We start from the raw sequence: 11,537 nt of genomic DNA on the forward strand, positions 1-11,537 counted from the left end.
ATCCAATTAATGCTGAAGCAGGCTCTGGGGGATGTCCGTCATCATCGGGTATGGATTGAGTCGGCGATAGAACAGCTTGATTAAAACTGACGAAAAATGATCAAACCGGGTATGCAACATTTACTTATATAGAACTGTCTTTTTAAAAAGATAGCTTAATGAAGGACTAAAGAAATGTATAAAAAATTATTTCTTTCAGCAACCGTTTCGGCTTTCTTAACCGTTACCTCAGTAATGGCAGAGGATTTAAATCACCCTCAGGACAATCGTTCAACCATTAACCAGAAACTGGAAAGTCAGGTTGGACAACCCATAGATAATCGAATTGATAGTCAGATAAAACAGAATCAACAAAACACAACTGTCAATCCACCTGAAACTGAGCCATTGCCGACTACTCCTCCTTCAAGATCGGTTATTACACCTGAACCACCGGCACCACCTTCGCGTATAAACCCGAAAAGCATCGATCCGACGCTTCCCGAAAACCAGTCTCCACAGGGTATTGCGCCAGATGTGCCGGATTCAGCCTATCCGGATGATAGCTCTACGCCATAACGTTGAAATGAGGGTGAAACATTAAATGATGAAAATCGAACTCAATTGCTCAAATTGATTGAGCATCGGTGTTAAAGAGCCTGTTTGGATGACGGCGCTTTAATAAATAAATTTTCTATAGGGTTAACAGATAAAAGGATGCTGCCATGCCACACGCTAGAAAGTTAGATAATCAGACCATGCCGAGCCAACAGCCTCGGTTTTCCAAAACAGTCACGGATGATGAACATAAAACTACGAGCACTGCTACTGGAAATACCAGAGCTAAAATCATGCTTCATCCTGAGCTCGATATGGATGAGATGGATTTTGAAGTTGTAAGTAAATCCGTTCCTGATGGAGCCGTTGGTGATATCAAGAAAGTGCATCAGCACAATACTGAATTGTTGTTGCATAAACTAGGTCAGCGACTTGCATTTGAACGCGCCAGCGTCAGATTATATGAAGCGCTGATATTCAAATGTCTGGCGATGCGAAATGGCAGAAAAACTGTTGTTTCCGTCGACCAGTTAAGACAATTCCGTGATGAAGAAGTAGAACATAGTCGGTTACTGAAGACGGCCATCGAGACCTTGGGATTTGACTCTGATGAATGGATTCCCGATGCGGATTCCAATTTACAGTCCAGCCTGCAAATACCCAAAGTCTTCACCAAGAAAACGACCAGTGTGCTGCAATGCCTGGAATCGGTATTGATCTTTGCTACTAATGACAATGCTGAATGGCATACTCTTCACGGTTTGTTTACCAACATGGGGTTACAGGACCTGGCGAATAAGTTTAATCAGGCTCTCGAAGAAGACAGCCGACAGCTTGAGACTATTTCTCGCTGGATATATCAGCTTTCTCACGCCTGATACCTTTGAATCCTGTAGAAATCAAAACAGGGGGAGAAACATTTCTCCCCCCCCGTATCCCTTTTGTCAGTTTAAATCCATTAACGATATATTTTCGACTGAGCTCAAAACGGAAGCTCTAACATGCCTGAAGCGATACGAGTATCTGTTATAATCAAGCGTTTTTTCTATACCTATAACAGCCTGACAGGAAAACCGTTTTGACCACAGCTTCTCATCAAATTCGCAGTCTGCTTGAACAAAAGATCCTGATCCTTGATGGCGGCATGGGTACCATGCTGCAAAGTTACAAGTTAAGTGAAGCGGATTTCCGCGGCGAACGTTTTGCCAATCATCCCTGTGATGTTAAAGGTAACAACGATTTACTGTCGCTGACTCAGCCGCAGATCATTCGCGATATTCATCGGGCCTATTTTGAAGCCGGTGCCGATATTGTCGAAACCAATACCTTTAATGGTACGTCGATTGCGATGGCCGACTACCAGATGGAAGATCTGGTTTATGAACTGAATAAAGTTTCGGCGCAACTGGCCCGCGAAGTGGCCGATGAATTTACTGCCAGCAATCCTGACAAACCGCGTTTTGTCACTGGCGTATTAGGTCCTACCAATCGTACTGCCAGTATTTCTCCTGATGTAAATAATCCCGGTTTCCGTAATGTGAGTTTCGACCAGTTAGTCGAGGCCTATCTGGAAGCGATCCGTGGTCTGGTCGATGGTGGCAGTGATCTGCTATTGGTTGAAACAGTATTTGATACCTTGAATGCCAAGGCCGCTGTATTTGCCATCGAGCAGTATTTTGAACAGCATGATGTGCATTTGCCGGTGATGATTTCCGGCACCATTACCGATGCCAGTGGCCGTACGCTTTCTGGGCAAACCGCTGAAGCTTTCTGGAATTCATTGTCACATGTACAACCAATATCGATCGGCTTGAACTGTGCATTAGGTGCTGAACAGTTACGTCAGTATGTTGAAGAACTGTCGAATATATCCACCAGTTATGTCAGCGCCCATCCCAATGCCGGTTTGCCAAATGAGTTTGGTGAATATGATGAATCACCGGAAGCCATGGCAATTCATATTAAGGAATGGGCCGAAGCCGGTTTCCTGAATATTATCGGTGGTTGCTGTGGCACCACGCCGGCACATATCAAAGCCATTGCCGAGGCCGTCGAAGGTGTTAAACCACGCGATCCGGTTGAAAACAAACATTATTGTCGTTTAAGTGGTCTGGAGCCTCTTACGATCACACCTGAAAGCCTGTTTGTGAATATTGGTGAGCGGACCAACGTGACAGGTTCATTGCGGTTTGCCAAATTGATCAAGGAAGGCGATTACGATACGGCACTGGAAGTTGCCCGTCAGCAGGTCGAAAACGGCGCGCAAATCATCGATATCAATATGGATGAAGGCATGCTCGACTCGCAGGATGCGATGGTGACTTTCCTTAATCTGGTTGCTGCAGAACCTGATATCAGTCGCGTGCCGATCATGATTGACTCCTCCAAATGGGAAATCATTGAGGCCGGTCTCAAATGCATTCAGGGCAAGGGCATTGTTAACTCAATCAGCCTGAAAGAGGGTGAAGCCAAATTTATTGAACAGGCCAAACTGGTACGGCGTTATGGTGCAGCCGTTATTGTCATGGCGTTTGATGAAGATGGTCAGGCCGATACTCGTGAACGTAAACGCGAAATCTGTACCCGCAGCTACGAGATTCTCACCGAAAAAGTACATTTTCCTGCCGAAGATATCATTTTCGATCCAAATATTTTTGCCGTGGCCACCGGTATTGATGAGCATAACAATTATGCCGTTGATTTTATTGAAGCCACGCGGGATATCAAACAAAGTCTGCCACATGCGATGATCAGTGGCGGCGTATCCAATGTATCGTTTTCGTTCCGGGGTAATAATCCGGTGCGTGAAGCAATCCATGCGGTATTTCTCTATCACACCATTAAAGCCGGAATGGATATGGGGATCGTCAATGCCGGACAGCTGGCGATCTATGATGATTTACCCGAAGAGTTACGTGAGCGGGTTGAAGACGTTATCTTAAACCGCCGTAACGATGCCACTGATCGCTTGCTGGAGATCGCCGATAAATATAAGGGCGATGGCAGCGTTGAGAAAAAAGAAGATTTGGAATGGCGCAGTCTGCCAGTCGTCAAGCGGTTGGAATATGCCTTGGTCAAAGGTATTGCCGATTTTGTCGAAGAAGATACTGAGCTGGCGCGTCATGAGTATGCCAAACCACTAGAGGTCATCGAAGGGCCGTTAATGGACGGCATGAATGTAGTCGGCGATTTATTCGGTGAAGGCAAAATGTTTTTACCGCAGGTGGTCAAGTCCGCTCGGGTAATGAAAAAAGCCGTCGCCTATCTGATGCCGTTCATCGAACTGGAAAAAGACGACAGTACCGTTAGTAGCAGTAACGGTAAGATCTTGATGGCCACGGTAAAAGGCGATGTTCACGATATCGGCAAGAATATTGTCGGCGTGGTATTGCAATGTAATAACTTTGAAATCATTGATCTGGGCGTAATGGTACCGGCTCAGAAAATTCTTGATGCCGCTCGTGAGCATAACGTCGATATTATCGGTTTGTCAGGATTGATTACGCCTTCTTTGGAAGAAATGGCACATATGGCCAAGGAAATGGAACGTCTGGGCTTTGACATTCCATTGATGATCGGTGGTGCAACGACTTCGCTGATCCATACCGCAGTCAAAATTGACCCGAATTATCACGGTCCGGTGATTTACGTAAAAGATGCGTCACGAGCCGTTGGTGTGGCACAGAATCTGGTCAGTAAAATCACCCGTGATGACTTTGTTGGCAAAATCAAAACGGATTATCAAACCAAACGGGAGCAGCATAAAGGCCGTAAATCCACGCGCCGTTTACTGACACTGAAACAGGCTCGTGCCAATAAAACCAAAATCGACTGGCCAGCTTATCAAGCGGTAAAACCTGCACAGACAGGTATCCAGGTATTTGATGATTATCCATTGCAGGAACTGGTGGATCGTATCGACTGGACACCCTTTTTCCAGTCATGGGAATTAGCCGGCAGATATCCCCGTATTTTGACCGATGAAATCGTCGGTGAGCATGCCACGCATTTGTTTGAAGATGCGAAAAAAATGCTCAAACAGATCGTTGATGAAAAATGGCTAACTGCTCGCGCAGTAATTGGTTTATTCCCGGCCAACAGTGTTGGGGATGATGATATCGAAATTTATACCGATGACAGTCGTCAGCAGGTATTAATGAAATTGCATTCATTGCGTCAGCAAGCTGAGAAACCACCTGGTCGGCCTAATGCTGCACTGGCAGATTTTCTGGCCCCGAAAGATAGTGGGGTAGAAGATTATATCGGCGCCTTTGCCGTCACTGCCGGAATAGGCATTGATGAGCATATTGAACGTTTTGAGGCCGATCATGATGACTACCACAGCATCATGGTCAAAGCGCTGGCCGATCGGCTGGCGGAAGCCTTTGCTGAGCGTATGCATGAACGGGTACGCAAGGAATTCTGGGGCTATAAAAAAGATGAACAATTAGCCAATGAAGATCTGATTGACGAAAAATATCAGGGTATTCGTCCGGCACCGGGATATCCAGCGTGTCCGGATCATACCGAAAAAGGTCTGTTATGGGATTTGCTGGATGTAGAAACACGTATTGGCATGACCTTAACCGAAAGTTTTGCGATGTTGCCAACAGCGGCGGTCAGTGGCTTCTATTTTGCACATCCTGAATCACGTTATTTTGGTCTGGGTAAAATCAGTGAAGATCAGGTTAAGGATTATGCAAAACGCAAAAACTGGACGCTTGATTATGCTGAACGTTGGTTGGCACCGGCGCTATCCTATGATGGCGATGATTGATGACGGATCAAAAACAAGCCCATACCTAAAACTGTGTTTAAACCAATTAACTATAAGAAAGGGGAGGTTTAGCTATGCATGAAGATATCGTAGATTTACAAACCCGCATGGCGTTTCAGGATGGTGTGATTGAACAACTCAATCAGGTGGTCACCGACCAGCAACAGCAGATAGACCGGCTGGAACGTCGAATGGAAAAATTGCTGGGTCAGGTGGAAGCACTTCAGGCAGATCAGTTGATCCAGCAGGCGAATGAACCGCCACCACCGCATTATTAATTCTGTCCAGCGTCTATGAAGTTGAATAAGCCGCCCAGGCGCTGTTTGCTGATTAAAGAAGCGGTTGAGCTTAGTCACCAAACCGCAGAAGCCTTGCTGGCATTCTGGCAACCCGTTTCACATCTTTGGCTCACTGATGCTTCGCAAGCTTCAGCAGATAAAAAAATCCAAAAACAGGCACGTCAATTCCTCGGGCAAGAATTTGATGTAGTTGTTTTTGACGCGACTCAGGAATTTAATGCCGATAGTTTTGCAGCCATTATTGGCACTATTCGCGCGGGTGGTATGTTGCTGATGCTGTTGCCTGAAAAAAGCCCGTCTTCCAACTGGTATCAACGGTTTGAGCGGGTTATTGAGCGTTATCAAGCCGACTTTGCAGAGTTTCATCAATGGCAGCCAGGCAACATACTGCCAGGTGATTTTCGTCCTGAACAAAACCCTGATAAAGCGTTTCAACTGACCCCTGATCAACAAAATGCATTAAGTCTTATCCATAAAACAGCCTTTGGTCATCGGCGCCGACCCTTATTAATTACTTCTGATAGAGGTCGTGGCAAAACAGCCTTGCTGGGAATCGCGGCCGCGGAGCTGATTCACCAGGGAAAACAAAAGATTTTGGTCACAGCGCCCAGCTATGCCAGTGTCGAAACCTTATTTAAACATGCTGCCAGCGAATTAAAAAATGCACAGCTTGGACATGGACAGTTATTCAGTGATGGCAGTGAGATTCAGTTTGTGGCACCGGATGCCCTGCTGGAGAATGAGCTGGAAGCCGATGTATTGCTGGTCGATGAAGCAGCTGCCTTAACTTTGCCGATGCTCAAGCTGATGTTGCAGCGCTATCCCAGGATTATTTTTGCGACGACATTGCATGGTTACGAGGGCAGTGGCCGTGGTTTTAAATTGCAGTTTCAGCAAATCCTTGATCAGCAAACACCGGATTGGCGACAGATTGAATTAACACAACCGGTTCGCTGGAATTTAGGCGATGTATTGGAACAATTCAGCTTTGAACTCTGTTTGCTGGATGCCGAACCGGTCGCAGAACAATTGATTGTTGATCTGGGTATCGAAAAACTTCAGGTTAAAAAACTGACTGCAGCAGAATTATTACAGGACGAAGCGCTGTTAAGGCAATGCTTCGGGCTGATGGTAACGGCGCATTACCGCACTCGGCCATCTGATCTGCAAATGCTACTCGATCGTGATGATATGTGGTTACTGGGGGTATTTAATCAGCAGCAACTGGTTGCCAGTGCATGGTTAGTAGCCGAAGGACCAATTAATCCGCGATTGGCCGCCGCAGTATTTGCTGGTGAACGGCGGCTAAATGGTCATCTGTTACCGCAGACATTGTTAGCCCATTCAGGCATCAGTATTGCCGGTGAATATCATTATCAGAGAATTGTGCGGATTGCTGTACATCCTGCCCTGCAAAGTCGTGGCATTGGACAGTATTTAGTAAATGCTTTGGTAACTCATTTACCAGAAAACACCGATATATTAGGTTGTAGTTTTGCTGCCAGTGAAGCACTGGTGCGCTTCTGGCAAAACAGTGATTATCGATTAATGCGAGTGGGCGCTCATAGTGATCATATTAGTGGTCGTCATGCAGTCATTCTGGCAAAACCCATCAGTTCGGCTGGTCAGCGACTGATTGAGCAAACTCAGCAACGACTGATCCAGCAATGGCCGGATTTGCTCAATAGCCAGTTATCTCATCTGGAAGCCGGTTTAATTCCATTATTGACTCAGCTATTACCTGAAGCGGAGTTGCCAATAACGGCTGCTGATGAAGAGGAAATCACTGCTTTTGCCTTTCAAAAACGGCATTATGATGCCTGCCAGATAGCCATCAGAAAATTTGTGTTGAACTGTGTAGCACAACAGCGGTTTTTATCACTACCATCATTACTGCAATCTATCTGTTTAATTTTTGTATTACAGCAGCAGCCAATAGCCACTGTTTGCAGACAGTTAAATCTGAAAGGTAAACAGGATCTGCTGGGACAGTTACGTGAGGCAATACGGGTTTTATTGCTCTGAGACCAGGTAAAGATCGCCCTGTTCATCAATTTCGGTTTGCAGTGCTGTCAGGCTTTGCCCACGACACGGACCGGAAATACAATAACCTTCTTCCAGCGTAAACAACGCGCCATGTGTTGAGCATTGAATATGTGTTTCTTCCAGCGAGAGAAATTTGTCAGGCTGCCAGTTCAAGGGGATGCCCAGATGCGGACAATGATTCAGATAGGCGCGGATCAGCTTGCCCTGGCGTAGCACGACAATATCGAGCTCATTGTCTTCCGCTAGAGGGATTTGAAATCCATAGCTTTGATGGTCTTTCAGATCTTTGGTATGGCAAACAAATTTTTTCATCATAATTAAACGAGATTTTCAAAACCATATTGTTGGCATTTTCGAGCGGCGAGTTGACTGGCAAATTGCAGACTATCCTGTAGCGAATTTTCCGCTACCAGGCTGTGGATCATTCCGGCATTAAAGGTATCACCAGCACCCAGGCTATCAACAACGTGATCGATCTTGGTTGCTGGAACATACATAACTTTTCCATTGTGCCAGCCATAAGCACCTTCTGCACCCCAAGTAAGCGTTGCCTGATACTTAACGGGCAGCGAAGCCAGCATATCCTCTGCAGATTGAAAACCTCTCGCTTTGGCATAATGGCTGGACAAAAACAGCCAGTCAGTCCAGTCAAATAAGCTTTCAATATCTTCGCGAGGTTTCTCAATTTCCAGTGAAATAGGCAAATTTGGTGCCTTTTGCCGACAATGTTTCAGTATTTTCTCTAATTCAGAAATATTACGACCTTCAAAATGCAGCCAGTCAAATAGTGACAAGTCGATTTGCTGGAATGCCGCAAAACTTAATTCGGGACAGTCGCGGTGATGCACAATGGTCCGACTGCCATTTTGCCGGTTTAACGTGATATAGGATGTTGGCATTTTGCCCTCATTCAATCGAGGGCAAAACTGTGTATTGATTTGATAGAGATTTAGATCGGCTTCGATAACCTGTCCATCGGCTTCATTAATCAGTGTGGCAGCCAAATAACTTTGATGGCTAAGCTGACTTAATACGCAAAGTGTGTTGCTGGCATTACCACCACGACGAATGCGCTGTGATAATGCCCGGACTTCTGAATCTTCTTCAGGGTAACTGGCAACTTCATTGATAATATCCAGTGTGGCAATGCCTGTGGCCAGAATGCGCGCCATCAGTAAAACAAATCAGATGTCGTCGAAAATGGCACCGACCGCATCAGTAATGGCATCAATATCGCCGGTACCTTTAATCGTATGCAGTTTATTCTGTTGTTGATAGAACCCGACTAATGGTGCCGTTTGTTCTTCATAGACTTTCAGGCGATTCTCGATAGTGGCTTCGTTATCGTCCTGACGTTGAAATAATTCACCACCACAATTATCACAGACACCTTCCTGCTTGGGCGGGGATAAATGCACATTAAAAATGGCGCCACAGTCCTTACAGGTACGACGACCCGTTAAACGTTGCATCAGTTCATTAAAGGGCACATCAAGTAACACCACTCCCTGTAATGGTTGTCCCAGATCATCAAGCATCTGGTCCAGTGCTTCGGCCTGAGCAATATTACGGGGAAATCCATCCAGAATATAACCATTTTTGGCATCATCATGGGTCAGGCGTTCACGGATAAGTCCTATGACGATTTCATCAGAAACCAGTGCGCCGGCATCCATCGCTGATTTAGCCTGTTTACCCAGGTCAGAGCCGGCAGTGACCGCCGCCCGCAGCAAATCCCCAGTTGAGATTTGTGGGATATTGAATTTTTTGGATAGAAAAACGCCCTGAGTACCTTTACCGGATCCCGGCGCGCCAAGTAATACTGTTCTCATGTTTGCCTCTTGCTAGATTGCTGTTCGTTAAGTTTGATTTTTATAATAAGTTTGCTGCCAGATGATCCAATTGAATGGCTACTTTACGGAGTAAAGCTGGAATGACTTCCGGCTGTAAACCCAATCTTTCCCAGGCCACCGGATCCAGCGGAGGGACATGCTGATCACCGCTATGGCCAAATGGAACTGAACTGACCATAACATCGGCGACGTGAACAATGCAGACTTCTGATGCATAGCCTGAAGCAACCGGGGTGTGATGATGTCTGGCAACAAAACCAAGTGATTCCGGTAATCGCCATGCCTGAATTAACGCTTCTCCGGCTTCTGTGTGGTCAAAACCAATCACCCGTTGTTCAGCCAGGTAAATTACTTCGTGGCCGAATCTGGCGCTTTTTATTGCTTCGCCAGACAGCTCTGGCACTGATTGATAAAGCACCAAACTGCCAATGTTATGTAATAAACCGGCAATGAGATATTGCTCGCTTTGCTTATGGCCTGCTGCCTCAGCGAGTAATTTGGCACAGATTGCGCAGGCCAGACTGTGTCGCCAGAAAGTGTTCATCTCCATCAGTGTTTTCGGAATGCCGGTAAAGGCATTAACCACCGATGTTGCCAAAACCAGATTGGTCAGTTCACGTGTGCCTATAACAGTAATTGCACGAGAAATCGTATTGATCTGTGAGGGAAAACCATAGAACGGACTGTTAACGATCTTTAATAATCGTGTCGTCAGTGCCGGATCGGTGTTAATGACTTTACTGATGTCATCAATGGCACTGTCAGGATCGTGAATCAACTCATCAAGCCGGGCATAGGTGCTGGGCGGTGAGACCAGTTCCAGTGATTTGTTAACTAATGATTGAGGTGTCAGAGCCATGCTTTATCCGCTTCATCAGGAGTCAGCTTGTCTATTGATGCCTCGGCAAATAGCATGGCTATCAAAGGATGATTCAGGTCTGCATAGCGGAATAATTCTTCGCGCTCGGCTAAGGCCTTGGTCTCTGATTCATTGAGATGGTTAGTTTCCATTAACGAAGATTCCAATATTGACTGCTCAGCAGAATTTCACTGATTTTTACACCCAGACTGCCAGCAAAGCGATCCAGATAGCTTGGGCGGGGGGTGTAATCGATAATTTCTTCAGCACCAACAATATCTCTGGCAACGGTACTGCTATTGGCCAGTCCATCAATCAACCCTAATTCAAGTGCTTGCTCACCCGACCAGAACAATCCTGAGAAAATTTCAGCATTTTCTTTCAAACGATCCCCTCGCCCGGTTTTAACGACATCAATAAACTGCTGGTGGATATTGTTGAGCATTTCATGGGCATGCTCAACATCTCTTTCCTTAAGTGGCATAAACGGATCGAGGAAAGCTTTATTGTCACCGGCAGTTAATGAGCGACGTTCCACGCCTACTTTATCCATTGCTTCAGTGAAACCAAAGCTATCCATACGAACGCCAATGGAACCTACAATACTGGCTTTATCGGCATAAATTTCATTGGCTGCTACGGCGATATAGTATCCGCCCGAAGCGCAGACATCCTGAATGACAGCATAAACAGGGAAATCCGGTCGTGTTGCCCGCAAACGGGTAATTTCATCGTTAATGATTCCCGACTGAACCGGGCTGCCGCCTGGTGTATTCATGCGGATGATTAATGCTTTGGCCTGTGGGCTTTCGAACGCCTCGCGGATGCCAGTGACAACACGATCGGCGCTGGCCTCCATATCCGGTGCAATTACACCGCTCACATCAACTAATGCCGTATGCGGACCTGATGGCAGATCGCTTTCGCCGAAAGGCCTGGCCACCAGAAAGATGGCGACGAAATAGAGTAATACCAGGAATTTGAAAAGGTATCCCCAGCGTCGGGTCGCGCGTTGCTCTTTTATCGCAGCAAACGCAAGATCCCGCAGAGTTTTCCGTTCCCACTGGTCATTTTGCGGTGAAGAATTCTGTGAATCTTGATTGTGTTCCGGTGGAAAGTCGCCAAAAGTTGCCATTATGTTTCATCCTGAACAATAAAGTTAGTGG

General features: G+C 46.1%; 11 protein-coding genes. 5 read left to right on the top strand and 6 right to left on the bottom strand.

Going from position 1 to position 11,537, the window contains the following annotated elements; genetic code table 11:
- Positions 1 to 174: 174 nt before the first annotated feature.
- From B3M51_RS02135 to B3M51_RS02155, 5 genes are all read left to right on the top strand, one after another.
- Positions 175 to 558, top strand: a complete 384-nt coding sequence (locus B3M51_RS02135) for a hypothetical protein (protein ID WP_292756499.1) — start codon at positions 175 to 177, stop codon at positions 556 to 558.
- Between the two features lie 146 nt (positions 559 to 704).
- Positions 705 to 1,415 carry a hypothetical protein gene (locus tag B3M51_RS02140; RefSeq protein ID WP_292480028.1) on the top strand — a complete coding sequence of 237 codons (711 nt, stop codon included), beginning with the start codon at positions 705 to 707 and terminating at the stop codon, positions 1,413 to 1,415.
- Positions 1,416 to 1,615: 200 nt separating this feature from the next.
- A complete protein-coding gene (gene metH, locus B3M51_RS02145; RefSeq protein ID WP_292480026.1) occupies positions 1,616 to 5,314 on the top strand; it encodes a methionine synthase in 3,699 nt (1,232 codons plus the stop codon).
- 74 nt (positions 5,315 to 5,388) lie between these two features.
- Positions 5,389 to 5,592: a SlyX family protein gene (locus tag B3M51_RS02150; protein ID WP_292353619.1), complete on the top strand. Its 204-nt coding sequence runs from the start codon at positions 5,389 to 5,391 to the stop codon at positions 5,590 to 5,592.
- A gap of 45 nt (positions 5,593 to 5,637) precedes the next feature.
- The gene (locus B3M51_RS02155; RefSeq protein WP_292756501.1) at positions 5,638 to 7,638 is read left to right on the top strand and encodes a tRNA(Met) cytidine acetyltransferase TmcA; all 2,001 of its coding nucleotides are present in this window, start codon (positions 5,638 to 5,640) and stop codon (positions 7,636 to 7,638) included.
- On the opposite strand, the gene B3M51_RS02160 is transcribed toward B3M51_RS02155, so the two are convergent.
- From B3M51_RS02160 to B3M51_RS02185, 6 genes are read right to left on the bottom strand one after another with little or no spacing between them, the layout of a single operon-like run.
- The gene (locus B3M51_RS02160; RefSeq protein WP_292756503.1) at positions 7,627 to 7,974 is read right to left on the bottom strand and encodes a Rieske (2Fe-2S) protein; all 348 of its coding nucleotides are present in this window, start codon (positions 7,972 to 7,974) and stop codon (positions 7,627 to 7,629) included. The two genes, B3M51_RS02155 and B3M51_RS02160, sit on opposite strands and share 12 nt — an antisense overlap.
- A gap of 2 nt (positions 7,975 to 7,976) precedes the next feature.
- The gene (locus B3M51_RS02165) at positions 7,977 to 8,831 is read right to left on the bottom strand and encodes a PfkB family carbohydrate kinase (protein ID WP_292756505.1); all 855 of its coding nucleotides are present in this window, start codon (positions 8,829 to 8,831) and stop codon (positions 7,977 to 7,979) included.
- Between the two features lie 12 nt (positions 8,832 to 8,843).
- A complete protein-coding gene (locus tag B3M51_RS02170; RefSeq protein ID WP_292756507.1) occupies positions 8,844 to 9,491 on the bottom strand; it encodes an adenylate kinase in 648 nt (215 codons plus the stop codon).
- Positions 9,492 to 9,531: 40 nt separating this feature from the next.
- The gene (locus B3M51_RS02175) at positions 9,532 to 10,371 is read right to left on the bottom strand and encodes an HDOD domain-containing protein (protein ID WP_292480018.1); all 840 of its coding nucleotides are present in this window, start codon (positions 10,369 to 10,371) and stop codon (positions 9,532 to 9,534) included.
- A complete protein-coding gene (locus B3M51_RS02180; protein ID WP_292480015.1) occupies positions 10,362 to 10,523 on the bottom strand; it encodes a hypothetical protein in 162 nt (53 codons plus the stop codon). The genes B3M51_RS02175 and B3M51_RS02180 overlap by 10 nt, the downstream gene beginning before the upstream one ends.
- Complete coding sequence (locus tag B3M51_RS02185) at positions 10,523 to 11,506, bottom strand: S49 family peptidase (RefSeq protein WP_292756509.1); 984 nt, start codon at positions 11,504 to 11,506, stop codon at positions 10,523 to 10,525. Before B3M51_RS02185 ends, B3M51_RS02180 begins: the two co-directional genes overlap by 1 nt.
- Between the last annotated feature and the right edge of the window lie 31 nt (positions 11,507 to 11,537).

Source organism: Methylophaga sp. UBA2689, from assembly GCA_002354555.1.
GTDB lineage: Bacteria > Pseudomonadota > Gammaproteobacteria > Nitrosococcales > Methylophagaceae > Methylophaga.